The sequence below is a fragment of the uncultured Rhodoblastus sp. genome (assembly GCF_903903185.1).
Lineage (GTDB): Bacteria > Pseudomonadota > Alphaproteobacteria > Rhizobiales > Beijerinckiaceae > Rhodoblastus.
The window spans coordinates 1-19,052 of the sequence record NZ_CAIUXT010000159.1 but is presented as its reverse complement, the minus strand read 5'-3'; the positions used below and the strand labels follow the sequence as shown (position 1 = coordinate 19,052).

Annotated in this window: 18 protein-coding genes and 1 pseudogene; 7 read left to right on the top strand and 12 right to left on the bottom strand. The window is 64.4% G+C overall.

All coding sequences use genetic code 11. From position 1 onward, the window contains the following. Positions 1-13: 13 nt before the first annotated feature. From QZY01_RS15195 to QZY01_RS15185, 3 genes are all read right to left on the bottom strand, one after another. Positions 14-415 (bottom strand): type II toxin-antitoxin system VapC family toxin, encoded by a 402-nt coding sequence (locus QZY01_RS15195; RefSeq protein ID WP_294538555.1) that lies wholly within the window; start codon positions 413-415, stop codon positions 14-16. Next, positions 412-657, bottom strand: a complete 246-nt coding sequence (locus QZY01_RS15190; RefSeq protein WP_294538553.1) for an AbrB/MazE/SpoVT family DNA-binding domain-containing protein — start codon at positions 655-657, stop codon at positions 412-414. Before QZY01_RS15190 ends, QZY01_RS15195 begins: the two co-directional genes overlap by 4 nt. A 292-nt stretch (positions 658-949) precedes the next feature. Then, positions 950-1,558 carry a DUF938 domain-containing protein gene (locus QZY01_RS15185; protein ID WP_294538551.1) on the bottom strand — a complete coding sequence of 203 codons (609 nt, stop codon included), beginning with the start codon at positions 1,556-1,558 and terminating at the stop codon, positions 950-952. A 214-nt stretch (positions 1,559-1,772) separates the two neighbouring features. On the opposite strand from QZY01_RS15185, the gene QZY01_RS15180 reads away from it, so the two are divergent. Further along, positions 1,773-2,657: an SGNH/GDSL hydrolase family protein gene (locus QZY01_RS15180; RefSeq protein WP_294538548.1), complete on the top strand. Its 885-nt coding sequence runs from the start codon at positions 1,773-1,775 to the stop codon at positions 2,655-2,657. 137 nt (positions 2,658-2,794) lie between these two features. Here QZY01_RS15180 and QZY01_RS15175 read toward each other — a convergent pair whose 3' ends face one another. Then, on the bottom strand, positions 2,795-3,334 hold the full coding sequence (locus QZY01_RS15175; protein WP_294538545.1) for a GcrA family cell cycle regulator: 540 nt from the start codon (positions 3,332-3,334) through the stop codon (positions 2,795-2,797). A 723-nt stretch (positions 3,335-4,057) separates the two neighbouring features. Here QZY01_RS15175 and QZY01_RS15170 point away from each other — a divergent pair. Genes QZY01_RS15170 through QZY01_RS15160 form a run of 3 tightly spaced genes read left to right on the top strand, consistent with a single transcriptional unit; the run spans position 4,058 to position 7,223 of the window. Further along, positions 4,058-5,263 carry an aspartate aminotransferase family protein gene (locus QZY01_RS15170; RefSeq protein WP_294538543.1) on the top strand — a complete coding sequence of 402 codons (1,206 nt, stop codon included), beginning with the start codon at positions 4,058-4,060 and terminating at the stop codon, positions 5,261-5,263. Beyond that, entirely contained in the window at positions 5,260-6,204 is a 945-nt protein-coding gene (argF, locus tag QZY01_RS15165; protein WP_294538541.1) for an ornithine carbamoyltransferase, read from the top strand. The genes QZY01_RS15170 and argF overlap by 4 nt, the downstream gene beginning before the upstream one ends. Further along, the gene (locus QZY01_RS15160) at positions 6,201-7,223 is read left to right on the top strand and encodes an Hsp33 family molecular chaperone (RefSeq protein ID WP_294538538.1); all 1,023 of its coding nucleotides are present in this window, start codon (positions 6,201-6,203) and stop codon (positions 7,221-7,223) included. The genes argF and QZY01_RS15160 overlap by 4 nt, the downstream gene beginning before the upstream one ends. A gap of 92 nt (positions 7,224-7,315) precedes the next feature. Here QZY01_RS15160 and QZY01_RS15155 read toward each other — a convergent pair whose 3' ends face one another. From QZY01_RS15155 to QZY01_RS15125, 7 genes are all read right to left on the bottom strand, one after another. After that, a complete protein-coding gene (locus QZY01_RS15155) occupies positions 7,316-9,208 on the bottom strand; it encodes a phosphoenolpyruvate carboxykinase (GTP) (RefSeq protein ID WP_294538535.1) in 1,893 nt (630 codons plus the stop codon). A 148-nt stretch (positions 9,209-9,356) separates the two neighbouring features. Beyond that, entirely contained in the window at positions 9,357-9,710 is a 354-nt protein-coding gene (gene queD / locus QZY01_RS15150; RefSeq protein ID WP_294538534.1) for a 6-carboxytetrahydropterin synthase QueD, read from the bottom strand. 76 nt (positions 9,711-9,786) lie between these two features. Next, positions 9,787-10,533: an SDR family NAD(P)-dependent oxidoreductase gene (locus tag QZY01_RS15145; RefSeq protein ID WP_294538531.1), complete on the bottom strand. Its 747-nt coding sequence runs from the start codon at positions 10,531-10,533 to the stop codon at positions 9,787-9,789. Beyond that, positions 10,530-10,928, bottom strand: coding sequence for a dihydroneopterin aldolase (locus QZY01_RS15140; protein WP_294538528.1), 399 nt, complete (start codon positions 10,926-10,928; stop codon positions 10,530-10,532). Before QZY01_RS15140 ends, QZY01_RS15145 begins: the two co-directional genes overlap by 4 nt. A gap of 216 nt (positions 10,929-11,144) precedes the next feature. Continuing rightward, positions 11,145-11,564, bottom strand: coding sequence for a cytochrome c family protein (locus QZY01_RS15135; protein WP_294538524.1), 420 nt, complete (start codon positions 11,562-11,564; stop codon positions 11,145-11,147). A gap of 160 nt (positions 11,565-11,724) precedes the next feature. After that, positions 11,725-13,050 carry a hybrid sensor histidine kinase/response regulator gene (locus QZY01_RS15130; RefSeq protein WP_294538521.1) on the bottom strand — a complete coding sequence of 442 codons (1,326 nt, stop codon included), beginning with the start codon at positions 13,048-13,050 and terminating at the stop codon, positions 11,725-11,727. Beyond that, a complete protein-coding gene (locus QZY01_RS15125; protein WP_294538518.1) occupies positions 13,047-14,246 on the bottom strand; it encodes an FIST N-terminal domain-containing protein in 1,200 nt (399 codons plus the stop codon). Before QZY01_RS15125 ends, QZY01_RS15130 begins: the two co-directional genes overlap by 4 nt. A 153-nt stretch (positions 14,247-14,399) precedes the next feature. On the opposite strand from QZY01_RS15125, the gene QZY01_RS15120 reads away from it, so the two are divergent. The 3 genes from QZY01_RS15120 (at position 14,400) to QZY01_RS15110 (ending at position 18,142) form a co-directional block, all read left to right on the top strand. Then, positions 14,400-16,553, top strand: coding sequence for a 4Fe-4S binding protein (locus tag QZY01_RS15120; RefSeq protein ID WP_294538516.1), 2,154 nt, complete (start codon positions 14,400-14,402; stop codon positions 16,551-16,553). Next, entirely contained in the window at positions 16,550-17,548 is a 999-nt protein-coding gene (locus tag QZY01_RS15115) for an FAD:protein FMN transferase (protein WP_294538514.1), read from the top strand. The genes QZY01_RS15120 and QZY01_RS15115 overlap by 4 nt, the downstream gene beginning before the upstream one ends. Before the next feature lie 201 nt (positions 17,549-17,749). Continuing rightward, positions 17,750-18,142: a phasin family protein gene (locus QZY01_RS15110; protein ID WP_294538511.1), complete on the top strand. Its 393-nt coding sequence runs from the start codon at positions 17,750-17,752 to the stop codon at positions 18,140-18,142. A gap of 316 nt (positions 18,143-18,458) precedes the next feature. Here the strand turns inward: QZY01_RS15110 and QZY01_RS15105 are convergent. Further along, positions 18,459-19,052: pseudogene (locus tag QZY01_RS15105) on the bottom strand (tetratricopeptide repeat protein); the annotation flags it as partial.

The window sequence follows — 19,052 nt, the reverse complement described above, 5'->3', positions numbered from 1 at the left end:
ACGGCTCGTCAAATCATTTCGGGGCAAACAATCGCACTTCCGGAAAATAGGTCCGATATCTTGCCACGTCACGCGTCAAAATCGGCGCGCCGAGCGCGCTGGCGTGGCCGCCGATGAAAAAGTCGGGCAGGGGCGAGCTTCGGCTGCCGCCGCGACGACGATAATGCTTGAACGCCCGTCCGGCAAGGAAGAGCCCAAGCCGGGGAATTTCCTGATAGGTCAGGCCCATCAGCGCGATTTCCGCCTCGCAGGCCTCGGCGGAATCGAACCCCAGCGAGAACTCGGCGAAAATCGAGGAATTGACGATGAGCGGCCCATCGTCGAAATGGCGGGCAAGCGCCTCGCGCGAAAAATCGCGCCATTGCGTGCGCGGTCCGGCGATATCGACGAGAATATTGGTATCGACGACGATCAATCCTCGCCCCGCGTCAAATCCGTCAACGCGTCTGCGTTCAGCCCCTTGAAGGGCTGCCGCCGCGAGATGTCTTCGAGTTGCAGGCGGAACGCCTCCCGCGCGTCGTCGGGCCGTCGCTCGATGACCACGCCGACGCCCCGCACATGGCGCACCTCGACCCGGTCGCCCGGCTTGATGCCGGCGGCGTCGCGCACGGCCTTGGGCAAAGTCACCTGGCCTTTGACGGTCATTTTGGTGGTCATGGTATTACCTCTCGATGAAAAGTAATACTTATTGCGGGAAAATCAATCGGCGTGAACTGGCCGCCAGTGCAATCCGGTGCAAGCCACAAGGCGACAGTCAGGCCGCTGTCCCTTCTCCCCTTGCGGGAGAAGGTGGCGCGAAGCGCCGGATGAGGGGTTCTCGCCTCGCACTCCCGGCGCACCGCACGTTGCGGTCACCCCCTCATCCGTCTCGCGCTTCGCGCGAGCCACCTTCTCCCGCAAGGGGAGAAGGAATTCGCGCTCGTCGTCCCTGTTCATCCGATTGGCGCAGCTACCCGCCCATCCGGCGAAAAACCACGCAAAGATTATTGGCCGGCATTTCCACGATCCGCGGCGCCCCAAAACCCGACTCCTCGGCCAACGCCGCAACTTTTTCGAGATCGCGCACGCCCCATTCGGGGTTTTGCCGGCGCAAAGCCTCGTCGAAGGCGGCGTTGCCCGGCGCCGTATGGACGCCGCCGCGCTTGTAGGCGCCGTAAAGCACCAGCGGCGCGCCTGAAGCCAACAGCGTCGATGCGCCGCAAAAAAGCCCTTCGGTCGCGGCCCAGGGCGAGATATGGATCATGTTGATGCAGAGGATGGCGTCGGCGCGCAAGATCGGCCAGGGCAATGCCGCGGCGTCGAGCGCAAGTGGGGCCAGAACGTTGTTCGCGCCCGAGGCGGCGATCCAGCCCGCAATGCTGGCGCGCTCGTCCGCGCCGGGATCGGAAGGCTGGAAGGTCAGATCCGGCAAAGCCGCCGCGAAATGCACGACATGTTCGCCGGTGCCGCTGGCGATTTCGAGCGCCAGCCCCGATTTCGGCAGCGTATCGCGCAACACATCGAGAATCGGGCCGCGATTGCGGGGGGCGGCGGGCGCGAACAGGCGATGATCGATCATAAGCGCAGTATCGCCGATTTGCCTGCGGAAAAGAACATTTTTGGGTCCCTTGTCACCGGTCGCCGCCGCGCTGCGCGGCAAATTCGGCGCCGGTTGACAGGGCGCCGGAGGAAAGGCGATTGCGCGCCTTCATTCTAAGGACGCATTTCGGGCGCATGGACGCAGCCGCCCGCAAAAGGCATAATAAATGATCGGCTCGCCGGATGCGTCCTGCATGAGAAAATGGTTTTTCCTCGTTCCCTTCGCCTCGCTTGCCGCGTTCATGGCCTTTCCGGCCGTTGTTCCCGGCGGCATCCATGGGAATCAGCGCGCCCAGCAAGCGGCGTCGGAATCATCCTGTGGCGTCGCCGACGCCATGCCGGCGGGCATCGCCGCCTTGCCGCGCCTGTCGCGCGCGATCGAAAACCACCGTCGCCTGCGTATCGCGACCATCGGTTCGTCCTCCACCGAGGGCGTCGGCGCCAGTTCGCCTGCCGCCAATTATCCCTCGCAATTGCGCGCCATGCTGCAACTGGCCCTTCCCGAGCAGGATTTCGAAGTGATCAATCTCGGCGTCGGCGGCGAGACCGCCGGCCGCACCGTCGAACGGCTGCGCCGCGAAATGCCGAAACTTGCGCCCGATCTGGTGGTCTGGCAGGTCGGAACCAATGACGCGCTGACCGGCGCGGTCATCGCCGATTACCAGTCGATCTTGCGCGACGCCCTGCAATATCTCAAGGCGGGCCAATTTGATGTGTTGATGATCGGGCCGCAATGGACGCGCAAACTGGCGGGCAATCCGGCCTTTGACGCGGTGCGCGAGGCGACCGCGCAGGTCGCGCGCAGCGAGGGCGTCACCCTGGTGTCGCGCTACGACGCCATGCGCAAACTGGCCGAAGCGACCGGGCGCGAGGATCTGACCGGCCCCGATCATCTCCACATGAACGATCGCGGCTACCGCTGCATGGCCGAACAGGTCGCCGTGACCATGGCCCATGCGGTGGATAGTGAGGAGTCTGGGCGGCTCGGCCCCCCGCAACCCGAACTGCGCCCGCGTCTCGAAGAGCATGCGCGCGCGGGGCGCGGCGCGCGACCGCAACCGCAGCCGCGCTCAAGATAGCGCCCGGGCGAACGCCGCCTGTTCCCGTTCGGAACGCTTGTCGGAACATGCGTCGGCGCGATGTGGAAAAAACGCCGGGCGCCGCGCCTCGGAGCGCGAGCCGCATCGTCCTCATTTTTCAGCAACTTGCTGAAAACTCAGGCCCGCGCGGTTTTTCTTTCGCGATCGCGGCGGCGATCCTGCGCCGGCTGATAGGCGATGCGCGCGTGATGGGGGCAATAGGGGCCGCCGCCGGTCTTGTTCCTGGAGCCGCAATAGCGGAATTCGGCGGTGGAGGGGTCGCCGAGCGGCCAGCGGCACATGGATTCGCGCAATTCCATGATGCTGACGCGCTGGGAGATCGGAACGACCACTTCCTCGCTGGCCGGACGCGGCGCCGGGGCCGGCGCGGGGCGGGCTTGCGCCGCCAGAGCGAGATTGCCGTGGCTGACCGGGGCGACAGGACCGGACGCCTCGTCGGCGGAACGGGGCTCGTCTCCGGGGCGCATCTTGACGCGCGCGCGCGCCGGGGCCGGCGCGGGCGACTTGACGCGGCCGGACAGGCCGAGCCGATGCACCTTGCCGATCACCGCGTTGCGGGTGATGCCATGCGCCAGTTCTCCGGCGATCTGGCTGGCGCTCAAGCCTTCGAGCCACATTTTTTTCAACAGCTCGACGCGTTCATCGGTCCAGGACATGGCATCGGTCTCCCATTGGTCGGCCGTCGCTTCGAGGCGCAGGCCAGATTGAGCGCGGGCTTGGCGCCCGGCTTGGCGTTTTAAAGAATTCCACGCAAGCAATATTCCCACGCAATATTCCCTGGCGCATTCCCCCGCCCGCGTCGTCGCCGCCAGTCCCGTCCCTGTCGCAGGTCCGGCTTCATTCGCAGACAGTTTCCCCTTCGGCCGCGAAACAGCGCGGCCGCCGGCAAATCCTTCGACAGAAACGAGGACCGACAGGAACGAGGAGCGACCAAAGCCGGCGCCAATCAAACGCGCGCCGAACGAGATGTCGTAGTTCACAAGTGGAAGACTACACTAGTCGTTGAATCGGGCGCAAGAGTTCGGCGCCTCTTCGGGAACTTTTCAACAGGCTTTCCGCGCAAAAGCCAGAGCGGCGCCGGAAAAAATCGGATCCGAACACGTGCGAATACGCGGGCCAGGGTCCGGAAAGTCAGACGCGCCGCGATACGCGCCGAAAGCCGCGCCCGGCGGCCATTTCCGAATTTGACCTTGCCGCCCGGATTTTCTAAATTGGTGGCTTGACGACGCCGTCCCCGCGGGGCGGCGCTTTCATTTTCGGGCCCAGGGCGGGCGGCTGCGATCGAGGCCGACGATTTAACGTCTTTGGGTTCGATCCAAACACTTGAAACGGGCTTTTGGGTTAAGTCCACGTCGCGGGCGACGATCGGAGTTCCATAAGTGACTTCAGCGATTCTTCCGACCTATACGCGCTATCCGCTGGCTTTCGAAAGCGGAGAGGGCGCCTGGCTGACCTCGACGACCGGCGAAAAATATCTCGATTTTGGCGGCGGCATCGCCGTGTCGAGCCTCGGCTACACCCATCCCCATCTCGTCGAGGCGTTGAATCGGCAAGCGCAAAAAATCTGGCACACGTCCAATCTGTTCCAGATTCCGCAAGGCGAGGCTTTCGCCAGCCGCCTGACCGCCGCGACTTTCGCCGATTTCGCCTTTTTCACCAATTCCGGCGCCGAGGCGCTCGAATTGACGATCAAGATGGCGCGCAAGTGGAATTATGTGAACGGCGCCCCGGAGCGTTTCCGCATCCTCACCTTCGAGGGGGCCTTCCACGGGCGCACCCTGGCGACCATCGCCGCGGGCGGCAACGCCAAATATCTGGAAGGGTTCGGCCCCAGGGTCGATGGCTTCGACCAGGTTCCTTTTGGCGATATCGACGCTGCGCGCGCGGCCATCGGGCCGGCGACGGGCGCCATTCTGGTCGAGCCGGTTCAGGGCGAAGGCGGCATTCGCGTCGGCTCAAACCCATTCATCAGGGGTTTGCGGGAAATCTGCGACGACAAGAAACTTCTGCTCATTTTCGATGAGGTGCAATGCGGTATGGGGCGGACGGGAAAACTCTTCGCCTATGAACTTTACGGCGTGGCGCCCGACATTCTCGCTACGGCCAAGGGCATCGGCGGCGGCTTTCCGCTCGGCGCGGTTTTGTGTTCCGCCGAGGCCGGCAAGGGCATGGTCGCCGGAACCCACGGCACCACTTATGGCGGCAATCCGCTCGCCATGGCCTGCGGCGCCGCCGTGCTCGACATTCTGCTGGCGCCGGGCTTTTTCGACGAGGTCGCCCGCAAGGGCCTGGTTCTGCGCCAGTCCCTCGCCGCGCTGGCGGCGAGCCACGCGAGCGTCATCGCGGAAATTCGCGGCGAGGGGCTGATGCAGGGCCTTCGCCTTCGCGTCCCCAACGGTGAATTCGCCGCCGCCGCCCGCGCGGAAAAGCTGATCGTCATTCCGGCGGCGGATAATGTCGTTCGCATCCTGCCGCCGCTGATCGTCGGCGACGAGGAAATCCGCGAGGGCGCGCGCCGGCTCGAAGCCGCCTGCCGTCATTTCGAGATCGCGTCGCCGGAAAAATTGCAAGGAGCCGGTGGATGAATGCGCCGAAAATCGACGCATCGCGTCGGTGTTTTCTGGAAATCGAAGACTTTTCCCTGCAGCAGTTGCAAACCATGCTCGAACTGGCCGGCTCGATCAAGAGCCGGCGCCGCAAGGGCCATCGGGCGCAGGAAAGGCCTTTGCTCGGCCGCACCCTGGCGATGATTTTCGACAAGCCCTCGACCCGCACCCGCGTCTCTTTCGACGTCGGGATGCGGGAGCTCGGCGGCGAGACCCTGATGCTGACCGGAGCCGAAATGCAGCTCGGGCGCGGCGAAACCATCGCCGATACGGCGCGCGTGCTGTCGCGTTTCGTCGATATCGTCATGATCCGCATCCTGACCCACGAACACCTGATGGAGATGGCCGCACACGCCACTGTGCCGGTGATCAACGGCCTGACCAAGCGCACCCACCCCTGCCAGGTCATGGCCGATCTGATGACCTTCGAGGAGCATCGCGGCTCCATCGCCGGCGCGCGCGTCGCCTGGGTCGGCGACGCCTGCAATGTGCTGACCAGCTGGATTCACGCGGCGGTGAAATTCGGCTTCACCCTCGACATCGCCTCGCCCGAGGAACTGGCCCCGCGCAGCGAATTGATCGCCGAGGCGCGCGCCCAGGGCGGCGTCGTCAATGTGATGCGCGATCCGCAGGAGGCGGTGCGCGGCGCCGATTGTGTGCTGACCGATTGCTGGGTGTCGATGGGCGACAAGGACGAGAAATTGCGTCATGCGCTGCTCGCGCCCTATCAGGTCAACAGCCGATTGATGCGCCTCGCCGGCAAGGACGCGGTTTTCATGCATTGCCTGCCGGCCCATCGCGGCGAGGAAGTCACCGATGCGGTGATGGACGGGCCGCAATCGCTGGTGTTCGACGAGGCGGAAAACCGCCTTCATGTGCAAAAGGGCATTCTCGCCTGGTGTCTGGAGGTCGGGTCATGACGCCGCCGAAAATGACGCCGCCGAAAACCGCGCCCGGTTCCGGCTTTTTCGCAACCGGCCTGCCGGCCGCGCCTGCGCCCGACGATTGCGTGCTGCCCTTCGCCGTCGAGGCCCTCGATCTGCGTGGGCGGCTGGCGCGGCTCGGGCCGGCGCTCGACGCCCTGCTGACCCGCCACGCCTATCCCGAACCGGTGGCCCTGCTGCTCGGCGAGGCGGCCGTCCTGACCGTGCTGCTTGGCACGGCGCTCAAATTCGACGGCCGTTTCCAGTTGCAGACGCGCACCGACGGCATTGTCGACATGATCGTGGTGGATTTCGACGCCCCGGACCGCCTGCGCGCCTTCGCCCGGTTCAATGCCGCTCGTCTGGCCGCCCTTCTGGCGGAAGCTGGAAATCCCGGCCCGGCGGCGCTGCTCGGCAAAGGCCATCTCGCCTTCACCATCGAACAGGGCGCCGAAGTTTCGCGCTATCAGGGCGTGGCGCCGATCGAGGGCGGCTCGCTCGAAGACGCGGCGCGGACCTATTTCCAGCAATCCGAGCAGATTCCGACCTATATCAGGCTGGCGGCGGGCCAGGTCGTGACCGCGAAAGGCGCGCGCTGGCGCGCCGGCGGCCTTTTGGCGCAATTCCTGCCGCATTCGCCCGAGCGCCGGCGCCTCGCCGATTTTCATCCCGGCGACGCACCGGAGGGCCATCAGGTGGAGACGCGGCCGGAGGACGAGATCTGGCTCGAAGCCAAGGCGCTCGCCGCCACGGTCGAGGATCATGAATTGCTGGACCCCGGCCTCGCCTCGGAAGACCTCGCCTATCGCCTGTTCCACGAGCGCGGCGTCAAGGCTTTTGCGGCGCAGACGCTGCGCGAATCCTGCCGCTGCTCCGACGAGCGGGTCGAAACCATGTTGCGCAGCTTTTCGCAAAAGGAACGCGACGACATGGTCGGAGACGACGGCATGATCGGCGTGACCTGCGAATTCTGCTCGACCCTGCGCCGCTACGATCCGCGCGATCTCGCCGAGTAGGCCGAGGCGCCGACCGCGTAAAATCAAAAACCCGGAGCGCGTTCGGTGAACCGGAGTTCTCCCGACGCGCCCCAGGCGTGATCTTTTTTGGCCTATTGACGTTCGTGCGCGAGTTCCCAGCGATCCGGCGACCGCCACAGCCGAGACCGCAACAGCTCCCGCTCGTAGACGAATTCCTTCGGCAGCCGATCGAAGAACCGGTCGAGCAATTCCTCGTGGGCCCTTGCCTCCAGCGTCCCGGCCTCGCGACCGACCGACATCAGCTCGTAGAACGTCTCCTTGTCGTAGTCGAGGCCGCGCCAGTCAATGTCCTCCAGCCGCGGCATCCAGCCGATGGGGCTCTCGACGCCGGCGCCGCGGCCATGCACGCGTTCGACGATCCACTTCAGCACCCGCATGTTCTCGCCAAAGCCCGGCCAGATGAACTTGTTGTCCTCGTCGCGGCGGAACCAGTTCACGCGGAAGATGCGCGGCGGATTGGCGACGCGCCTGCCGACGCTGAGCCAATGGCTGAAATAATCGGCCATGTTGTAGCCGCAGAATGGCAGCATCGCCATCGGGTCGCGCCGCGTCGCGGTCACGCCGATCGCCGCCGCCGTGGCCTCCGATCCCATCGTCGCCGCGAGATAGACGCCATGGCTCCAGTTGAAGGCCTGGAACACCAGCGGCATTTCCTTGCTCGCGCGTCCGCCGAACACGAAGGCGCTGATCGGCACGCCGGCGGGATTCTCCCAGTCGGGGTCGATGCTCGGGCATTGCGAGGCCGGCGCCGTGAACCGGGAGTTCGGATGCGCGGCCGGGCGCCCGGCGTCCGGAGTCCAGTCCTTGCCCGTCCAGTCGATCAGATGGGCGGGCGGCTGGTCCGTCATCCCCTCCCACCAGACATCGCCGTCGTCGGTCAGCGCGGTATTGGTGAAGATGGCGTTCTTGGCGCAACTCGCCATGGCGTTGGGGTTGGACTTGGTGTTGGTGCCGGGCGCCACGCCGAAGAAGCCGGCCTCGGGATTGATCGCCCGCAGCACGCCGTGATCGTCCTTCTTGATCCAGGCGATGTCGTCGCCGACTGTGGTCACTTTCCAGCCTTCGAGCGCCGCCGGCGGCACCAGCATCGCCAGATTGGTCTTGCCGCAGGCGCTCGGGAAAGCGGCGCCGATATAGGTTTTCTCGCCGTCGGGGGCGTGAATTCCCATGATCAGCATATGTTCGGCGAGCCAGCCTTCGTGGCGCGCCATCACCGAGGCAATGCGCAAGGCGAGACATTTCTTGCCGAGCAACGCATTGCCGCCATAGCCGGAGCCGTAGGACCAGATTTCGTAGGTCTCCGGGAAATGCACGATGTATTTTTTGCCGATATCGGCCTCGCAGGGCCAGGGCACGTCCGCCTGGCCCGGCGCCAGCGGCGCGCCGATGGAATGCATGCACGGGATGAACGGACCGTCGCCGAGCACTTCGAGCACCTTGGAGCCCATGCGCGTCATGATCTTCATGTTGACGACGACATAGGGACTGTCGGTGATCTGTACGCCGATCTTGGCGATCGGCGAGCCGAGCGGACCCATGCTGAACGGAATGACGTACATCGTCCGGCCGCGCATGCAGCCGTCGAACGCGTTATGCAGCGTCTCGCGCATCTGCTCGGGCGGGGCCCAATTATTGGTCGGTCCGGCGTCCTCCTGGCTCAGCGAGCAAATGAAGGTCCGGTCCTCGACGCGGCCGACGTCGGAAGGGTGCGAGCGCGCCAGAAACGAGTTGGGCCGCTTTTCCGGGTTGAGGCGAATGAAGGTGCCGGCCTCGACCATCTGGTCGCAGAGTTCGTCGTACTCCTCCTGCGACCCGTCGACCCAATGCACCTTGTCGGGCTTGCACAGGGCGACCATTGTTTCGACCCACTCCAGCAGCTTCTGATTGCTCAAGGCCGCCGGTGCGCCCACATCCAAGCTCGGCGCCGTATGGTCGGATTGTCGAATCTTGCTGTTAATGGTCATATGTTTGCCTCCCGGGACGAGAAAAGATAGCGGAAACGGATGGGGTCGCCAAGACCGCAAAGCTTAGGCGGACAGTAAACTTTAGACAGAGCGCGAATTTCGACCGGCGCTATTTTGTGCAAATAATCGGCTGCATCGCGACGCCGGATCAGGCGCAATATTCCGCCCAGCACATCGGGGTCTCGAACACCTTGACCGCTTCGAGCGGCGGCAGGTCCGGCTTGACTTGCCGGTAAATCCACCAGGCGATGTTTTCCGCCGTCGGGTTCTCCAGCCCCTCGATCTCGTTGAGCAGATGATGATCGAGCCGCTCCAGTAGCGGCTGGAAGATTTTCTCGACGTCGAAGAAATCGACGACGAAGCCGGAAAAGGCCTCGACGGCGCCGCCGAGCCGCAACTCGACGCGATAGGAATGGCCGTGCAGCCGCCGGCAGCGATGCGTATCGGGCACATTCGGCAGATGATGCGCGGCCTCGAAGGTGAAGGCCTGGGTGATGGTCATGGGCATGGCGCGGTATTAACGCCTTTTTCCGCGCAGTGGAACCCTGCGGGCCGCAACGGCCGGATTGCCGAAACCTTCATTCGAAGGCGATGTCGCGGCGGCGGACCACCAGATGTTCGCCGCCGTCGATCGGCAGCATCTGCCCGGGCAGGTCGGGATGGGCGAGAAAAAACCCCATCAGCGCGCAGATGTCTTCCGCCGGGGTGGCGCGCCCGGTCGGGATTTTCTTCTGGTCGGCGTCGAATCTCTCCTGCGTCTGCGAACCCGAGGGAAACATCAGCCCGGGCAGCAGGCCGAACACCCGCATGTCCGCTCGACCGGCGCCCTGCCAGATGGAGGTCAGCGCCATCAGCGCGCTTTTGCCGAGCGTGTAGGAATAATAATCGGCGTTGAACGAGAGCAGCTTCTGGTCGAGGATATTGAATGCCGTCACGGACGCCTGCGGGTGTTTCGCTGCCGCGACCGCCTCCAGAATCATGAACGGCGCCATGGCGTGAACGGAAAGGCTCTCCGCCAGCTTGTCGGCGCTGGCTTCGCCCGGAAAATCATGTTCGAACACCGAGGCGTTGTTGACGATGACATCGGGCGCGCCGAACCGCGTCGTCAATTCTTCGCAGAAGGCGGCGATCGACGCCTGTTCGGTGAAATCGCCGGCGAGCACTTGCGCGCGCGCGCCGGCCCCGGCGAGGTCGCGCGCCAGTTCCAGCGCCTTGTCGCGCGAGCGGTTGACATGCAGCAGCACGCGATAATTTTGGCCTGCGAAAAAATGCGCCATCGGGACGCCGAGCCGGCTGGCGGCGCCGGTGATCAGCGCCGTCTTCACTTCTTGCCGCTCCAGCCGGCGCGGGTGCGGAACAGGTCGATGCCGGCGCCACGGCTCTCGTTGTAGATGTCGGGCTTGCGGATGGTCACGCCGCAGGCGGCGACGCGCGGTTCGGCGAAACAACTGTCGACGATGAGGTCGGCGATGGTTTCGAGCAGATCGATATGGCCCTCGTTCTCCAGATCGAGGATGCGCTTGCGCACGATGTCGTAATCGACGATCGGCGCATCGGCGGCGCGGGCCGTGCGCAGGGGCGCATAGAGCCGCACCGTGAGGATCAGCCGGGTCGGACGTTCGGGATGGCGCTCCCAGGGATGCAGGCCGCAGGAAATATTGACGCAGACCTCTTCGAGCGTCATGACGATGTGATCTTCCGCCGAAAAGAATTCCTTCATTGGGTGTTCCTTGTTTTTCCGCGCGACAGGGCGGAATGCCGGACCGTCTTCGAGGTCGCCCTTCGAGATGAACAGTGGTTGCGCAGAAACGCCATTTCAGGCGAATTGAAAACCCCCGTTTTTTTGAAGGCGGCGCGCAGCGCCAAACGGCAAAACCGCCAGACAGGAGTCTGGCGGTTTGGCAAAGCTTTAGGATTTTCGCCCGCGCGCGAAAAATTACCTGTCGGTGATCTTGCCGCCGCTCGTGCCGAACTGAGCGATATAGGCGATGACATTGTCGATGTCGGTCTGGCTGGTCAGGCCCTTGAAGGTCATGTAGGTCGAGGGAACGTCATGCTGCGGCTGCCTCAGGTAGGAGGTCAGCGTCGGCACGTCCCAGACCTTGCCGGATTTCTTGTTGGCTTCGGAATAATTATAGCCTGGCCAGGTGCCGGCGGGCCGGCCGATCAGGCCGTTCAGCGAGGGGCCGTAAAAATTCGTCGCGCCAACGCCGATGTGGTGGCACTGCCGGCACTGGTTGAAGACTTTCGAGCCCGCGACAACGTCGCCTTTCGGCGCCGCGTCCTCGGTCGCCTGCGCGCCGAAGGCGAGGCCGGAAACAAGGGCGGCGGAAAGAATGAGAACCTTGGCTTGCATAAGCTTTTGCTCCGCTTGGTCTTTTTGGACGTTGTCCGCGCGCGGCCCGCCGGCTCGCCCAATCGCGTCAATTATCCGTCGATCGTGAGTATGGTGATTTGTTGCATTCCGATTTAATCACCTTGGCCCCCTCAGGTCCGCCCGTAATAAAGTCCTATTTTCAAGCCAGCAGGAATGAGAGCAAGGAACGCAGTTCGGCGGGACGAACGGGCTTCTTTAGCATTTCGAGCCCGGATAGTCGCGCTTCTTCTTCGGCCCTGGCCGAGTGATCGCCGGTGATCAGCAGCGCCGGCAGATCGGGACCGAAAGCGGCGCGCACCGCCTGAATCGCCTGCGTTCCGCGCTCGCCATTGTTGAGGTGAAGATCGGCGATGACGATCTGCGGCGGATTGGCGAAAGCGCGCACTTTTTCGATCGCCTCCATCCCTGAGGGCGCCGCGGCGACATCGCAGCCCCAGCGCTCCAGCAACAGCACCATCGCCTCGCTGGCGGCGGGCTCGTTCTCGATCAGCAGGATTTTCGCGCCGGCGATGACGTTCGGATAGGCGCGCAGCGGCGGGCCTGCCGGCGGCCGGACCGCTGTTTCGTCGCCAATCGGCAGCAGAACGGAAAAGGTCGAGCCGCGCCCGAGATTGGAGGCGAGTCGCACCGGATGATTGAGCGCCTGGGCGAAACGGCGGACGATGGCGAGGCCGAGGCCGAATCCCGTCTGCCCCGGCGTGTCGTCGTGTTCGCGCCGGAATTCCTGGAAAATCGCCTCGCGATGGTTTTCCGGGATACCCGGCCCGGTGTCGCAGACCTGCACCAGCACGCGGTCGCCGCGCCGCCGCGCGCCGACCAGCACCCCGCCGCGCGAGGTATAGCGCAAGGCGTTGGCGAGAAGATTCTGCAAGATGCGGCGCAGCATCAGCGGATCGGAGGCCACCGTGCGGCGCGAGCCGACGATGCGCAGCTTGAGGCCGCGCTTGCGGGCGAAATGCGCGAAATCGCGAGTCAGCGGCTCCAGCACGTCGCCCAGTTCGAAGGCGCGGATCTCGGGCTTCATGAAGCCGGCGTCGAGTTTCGACAGGTCGAGCAGGGTGCGGATCAGGTCTTCGAGCGTCAAGAGGCAGCGATCGACCTGATCGATCAGGTCGCCGCCGTCGGGTTCGACCTGCAATTCGCCGAGCGCCGAAAGCGCCAGCCGCGCCGCATTGAGCGGCTGCAAAAGGTCATGGCCGACCGAGGTGACGAAAGTGGTCTTCAGCGAACTGGCCGCCTCGGCCTGCCGTTTGGCCTTTTCGATCGAGCGCAGCGCCTGCTGCAATTCCTGGGTGCGGCGGCGCACCTGATGATCGAGCGCAATCGCGGTCTCGAACAGCGAAAAAGCATTGAACTGGCTATCGACGGAGCGCTCGACGCGCGACATCAGGGCGCGGTTGATTTTCTCCAGCTTGGCGATCCGGCGTTTGAAATCGTCGCTGTTTTCGGTGGTCTCCAGCGTCATGGCGTCTCCGCCGGTTCGGCGCGGCGATAGCCCAGCGCAATGCCGGTAAAGGTCTGGTTGACATGCATCGAACGATATTGCTCGCCATAGGTGTTGAAGCCGACGACGCGGTGGCGGCGGTAGAGGTCGGAGAGGCGGTGGGCGATCTGCTGGCGCTCGGCGGCGAGGCGGCGCAGCACGCAATCGAAGCCGATATGTAGCGAGACCGCGCCGAGTTCGGCTTCGAGCCGCTCGAAGGTCGCCAGCGTGCTGGCGTAGGCGTCGAGCGTCTTGGCGACGGTCAGCACCAGCCCCTCGTCGATGGCGCAGAAAAAGCTTAAAGATCCGTCGGCGTTCACCTTCTGGATCGAGCGGGCGTAATATTGGCCGCCGACGCCGACCAGCACCGGATGCGAGGCAAAGGAGGCCGAATCCAGCCGGCTTTCGACCAGCCCGACCTGATGGGCATATTCGGTCGCCGCCGGCTCGGCGTTGAGTTCGCGCACGATGCGCAATTCGGTATCGGCGTCGGTGACCACCATCTTGAGCGCGGAGGGTTCGAAATAATCGCATTTGAACGGCGCGAAGGGCAGGTCGGTGTGAAACAACAGCAACAGCGCCGAGTCCCGGAACGCCTCGCCATCGCGGATCATCCAGGTTTTTTCGAAGCTCATGCCGTCGCCGGCCGAGCCGCCGACCACCGGGATGTCGTCGAGCGCCGAATAGAGCGCCGAGATCACCGCCTCTTCGCGCCGGCACATGCCGTCGATCAGCAGCAGGCCGAAACAATGGTCGGACTCGATATCGGGGCCGATGGCGAGCAGCGCCGCGCGCGCCTCGGCGATGGAGGCGTGGCCCTCCTCGACGCCGAAATGCGACAATTCCTGCATCATGTGCGCGACCAGCGAGAAATCCCGGCGCAGGAAGCCGATGGCGACAATCGAACTGGACACCCAGCCCTCGAGCGACAATTCGCCGGCGGTGGTGCAGCCGTAAATCGGCGCGCCCGGCAGGGCTTTGTGGATTTCGGCGGCGAAACGCGCGGCGTCGTAGCTGGCGCAGATGAAACAGACGAGGCCGGCCAGCGCCTCTTCCGGTCTTTCGCCGCCAGCCGCCAGCTGTTTCGTGATCGAGGCCGCGATTTCCCGCGCCGCCGCCTCGGCGCTCGGCGCGCTGGTCGAGGCGATGACGACGCCGTCGGCGCGCCTTTCACTCATTTCCACTGGCCCGTGTCCTCCCCGCCCGCCGTGCATTGCTGTTATTCCGGCGGGCGCCCCGCGGCGCGAAGACGATCTCGCGCCATTGGGCCAAAGTACTATAGGCGATGTTTTCGCGCTGGCACAACCTTAATCGGGGAGATGAAAGCGCCCGTGAAAAATTCCGGCTTTTCGCGGCTTGCCGCAGGTTTATCATGCATCGTGACCCTGCTGGCGGCGGCGCTCTGCTTGAGCTTTTCCGTTCACGCGGCGCGTGCGTCGTCGCTCGACCGGGCGGCGATGGAAATGTTCTTTCCCAAGCCTTTCACCGTCGGCGAGCGCGACGCGACCCTGCCGGTCTGGCCGATCTTCCGGCAAAGCTATAATGGCGACGTCCTCGCCGCCTATGCGTTCGAGTCGCTGGATTTCGAACCGATCCCCGGTTTTTCAGGCACGCCGGTCAATCTGCTGATCGCGATCAAGCCCTCGGGCGAACTGCTGGACGTCAAGGTTCTGGACCAGCACGAGCCGGTTTTCGTCGATGGCCTCGGCCCCGAGCCGCTGATGGATTTCGTCCGCCAATATGCCGGCAAGTCGCTGCGGCAATCGATCAAGATCGTCGCGCCGGGCGCGACCAAGACCGCTGCTGAAAGCGTCGCCGCCGAAATAAACGGCGTCGCCAAGGCGACCGCCTCGGTGCGCATCATCAACGAAACCATCGTCAATTCGGCGCTGCAGGTGGCGCGCGAGCGGCTCGGGTTTTCGAGGGGCCGCGACCCCAACCGCGCCGCCCATGTCAAGCCGGAGATTTTTGAACCGCTGAGCTTCGAACAGATGCTGCAACGCGGGCTGATCCGCCATCTGCATCTGACCAATCGCCAAGTCGAAAAGAGCTTCGCCGGAACCGTCGTCGAAGGCGTCGATGAAAAAGGTCTCGCCGACCCGCAAGGCGCCTTCGCCGATGTCTATCTCGCCGAAGTCGATGTCCCCCTCGTCGGACGCAATTTGCTCGGCGAAAAGCACTGGCGCAAGCTGATGGACCAGCTCGACGGCGCGCCCGCCATGCTGGTGCTGTCGAGCGGCCGCTGGACCTTCATGCCCGAGTCGTTCGTGCCCGGCGCGACCCCGAATTTGATCGGCCTCAACCAGGCGGGCGCGCCCGTCGCCTGGCGCGATTTCGCCTGGCGCGACACGCTCGACCTGCCGACGCCCGCAGGCCTCGATCTCGCAAACAGCGATGTCGCCATAATGCGGATCGCGCCGCAGGCCGCCTTCGATCCCGCCTCGCCTTCGGAACTGGTGCTGCGCGTGCTGCGCGAAAAAGGCCAGATTTTTCCCGAACAGGTGACGCGCGATTTTTCGCTGGCCTATGGCCTGCCGCAAAATCTGTTCGACCTGCCGCCGAGCGACGACGGCAAGGGCATCGGTTCGATCTGGCGCAGCCGCGCGCGCGACATCGGCATCATTTCGGCCGGCCTCGCGGTGCTCGCCGTCGCTCTGGCGCGCCAGCGCGCGCTGACCTTTTCGCCACAGAAATTCCGCGCCTTCCGCCTCGCCTGGCTGGCCTTCACCTTGTTCTTCATCGGCTGGATCGCGCAGGCGCAATTGTCGATTGTGTGGCTGTTCGGCCTCGTCAAGGCGATCAAGGGCGAGGGCACGTTCGGGTTCTTCCTGTGGGACCCGCCGACGCTGATCGTGACCCTGTTCGGCATCGCCGCGCTTTTCGTCTGGGGGCGCGGCACGTTCTGCGGCTGGCTCTGTCCCTTCGGCGCCTTGCAGGAATTCGCCGGCGAAATCGCGAGACTTTTGCGCCTGCGCCAATTCGGCCTGCCGCAGCGTTATGAGCGCCTGTCGCGCCTGCCGAAATTTCTGGTGCTGGCGGCGATCCTCGTCACGGCTTTTTTCTTTTCGTCGCAGGCCGAAAAAGTCGCGGAAGTCGAGCCGTTCAAGACATCGATCACCTTGCTCTTCATGCGCTCCGCGCCCTTCGTGCTTTACGCCGTGGCGCTGCTGATCGCCGGCATGTTCCATTACAAATTCTTCTGCCGCTATTTGTGCCCGCTCGGCGCGGCCTTCGCGGCCTTGAGTTTCGTGCGCCGCTGGGACTGGATTCCGCGCCGCAAGGAATGCGGCGCGCCCTGCCAATTGTGCCGGGTCAAATGCCGCTACGGCGCCATCGAAAAAACCGGCGAAATTGTCTATTCCGAATGTTTCCAATGCATGGATTGCGTGGTCATCATCGACAATCCCCAACTCTGCGTGCCCATCGTCGTGCAGGAAAAACACGCGCGCCGGGAGCAGCACAAACAGCTGGAGGCGGCGCAATGAAACTTCAAAAGCCGGATCGCCGGCAGATGCTGCAACTCGCGCTGGTCGGCGCGGGCCTTGGCGCGCTCGGCGTCGAGGCCTTTTCCGACGCGCCAACTCACCGCCGCGTGGGCGTCGCCTTCGACACCGCCGTCGGCCTGACCGTGGTCGGCCTGGAAGCTCCGGGAGCGCAGGCGGCGCTCGACGCCGGTTTCGCCGAAATCCGCCGGCTAGAGCGCATCGCCGGCCTGTCCACGCCCGGCAGCGACATCCGCAAACTCAACGCGACGGGGCGGCTCGAAAAACCCGATCAAGCCCTGCTCGACATGCTGGCGACCGCGCGGGACATGCACGAAGCCAGCAACGGCGCCTTCGACGTCACCGTGCAACCTTTGTGGATTTTCTACGATTCTTTCGCCAAACGCGGCGCCTGGCCGAGCGACGAACAAGCGGCGCAAGCGCGCAGCCTGATCGGCCAGCATCGCGTCCATTTCGACGCCGATGCGATTTTTTTTGAGCGCCCCGGCATGGGCGTCACCCTCAACAGCCTGACCCATGGCTACGCCGCCGACCGCGTCGCCAAACTGCTCGCCGAGCGGGGCGTCAAACAGGCCTTTGTCGATACCGGCGAAATGGAAGCTTTGGGCCGCAACGCCAACAACCGCGACTGGACGGCGGCCCTAAAGCATCCGCGCGTGGCCGACGCCATGCTCGGCACGGCGCCGCTGACCGGCTGCATGGCGACGGCGGGCGACTACGCCTACACATGGTCGGAAGATTTTTCGCGCCACCACATCCTGGACCCGCGCACGGGCGCTTCGCCCGCCGCCTTCGCCTGCGTCTCGGTCATCGCCGAAAAAGCCATCCTGGCCGACGCGCTGTCCACCGCCGTTTCCGTGGTCGGCCCGGAAGAGGGCCGGCGCCTGCTGCGCCATTTCAAAGCCGAAGCCTATGGCGTGACCAAGCAGGGCGAAGCCTGGTCCACCCCCGGCTTCCCAAAACAGAATCTGGCTTGAACGGCGCTTCCTTCTCCCGCAAGGGATGAACTCCGGCTGCCGGTGGCGGTTCCGGACTCGCGCGACCTTGCCGCTCCAGAGAGCGGGAGACGCGCCCCACATTCGACCCAAAATGAGTAGTATCCGATCCTCGCCGCCATCTCCCCGACGATTACGTTACGAAAGCCGCAATCAGGCATCAATAACCGAGGATTTCGAGTCATGGCAAACCCGACCATAGAGCAGATCTCCAATGATGGCGCCGACACCCTTTCCAGGAGCGCCCAGACTGCGAAAAAGATCGCGATTGACAGTTCCAATACTCTGGCCGAAAGCGGAAAAGGCTCCGCTGCGGCCCTCAAGGACTTGACCGGTACGTATCAGGAATTGGCGTCGAACAATGTCAAGAGCCTGACCGCCGCCGTGGCGGCGCTCGTCGCCGTGAAAAGCCCGTCGGAGTTTTTGGCATTGCAGCAAAAGCTGATCAAGGACGGCCTGGAAACCGCCGCCAACGATAGCCGGCGTATCGCCGAATTGACGACCGCCGTATTCACCGCCGCTTTCGATCCCGTTAAAAAGCAGATCGAAACGGCGCAGCACAACGCCAAGGGTTAGATCGGGATATCTTTTTGGCGCCCAACGCTTTTTCGAGCCGCGCTCCGTCACCGGGGCGCGGCTTTTCCTCGCGAAATCCGACGCCTTTTCTCCCTTGCGATGAGAAAGGGGCGTGAGGGCGCCAACTCCCTCTCCCCGTTTACGGGGAGAGGGCAGGGGTGAGGGGCCGGGCGATGAGCAACAATGTCCATAGAACCTTCAATTTCAGATACTTAATCAGCATCACGGCCAATCACCCGGCCCCTCACCCTAACCCTCTCCCCGCACGCGGGGAGAGGGGACAGGCCCGCCAGCGTTTCGAGCGAACCCGCATCCCTCAGCCCCCGCCGCCAAGCTTTTCGACCAGCGCCCGCGCGGCGGGAATTTGCGCGCGATAAAAGGCGGCGAAGGCCTCATGCCCGCCCGCTTCCAGCGTTTCCAGCGCCGTCTCAATCTGCATCAGGGCCTGACGCGCCAGAGCGCCATCGCCTTTCCGGTCAGCGAGCGCAAGCATCGCCACGCCCAGATTGCCGAAGCTCATCGCCCACTGGAGCGGAACGCGCTCGCGCGTCCATTCCTCCAGCGCCGCGCGAAAGGCAGCGACCGCCTCCTCGAGACGCTCCGCCCCGCTCTCCCGCTCGCCAAGCCTCCGAAGCGCGGTGCCGAGATTGTTCTGCGTGGCCGCCCAATCGAGCGGAACCCGCTCGCGCGTCAATTCCTCCAACGCCGCGCGATAGGCTGCGACCGCTTCCTCCAGCCGCGCCGTCCCGCTTTCCCGCGCGCAAAGCCTCAGAAGCGCATTGCCGAGATTGTTCTGCGTCGTCGCCCATTGGAGCGGAACGCGCTCTCGCGTCCATTCCTCCAGCGCCGCGCGATAGGCTGAGACCGCCTCTTCCAGACGGACCGTCCCGCTCTCCCGCTCGCCAAGCCT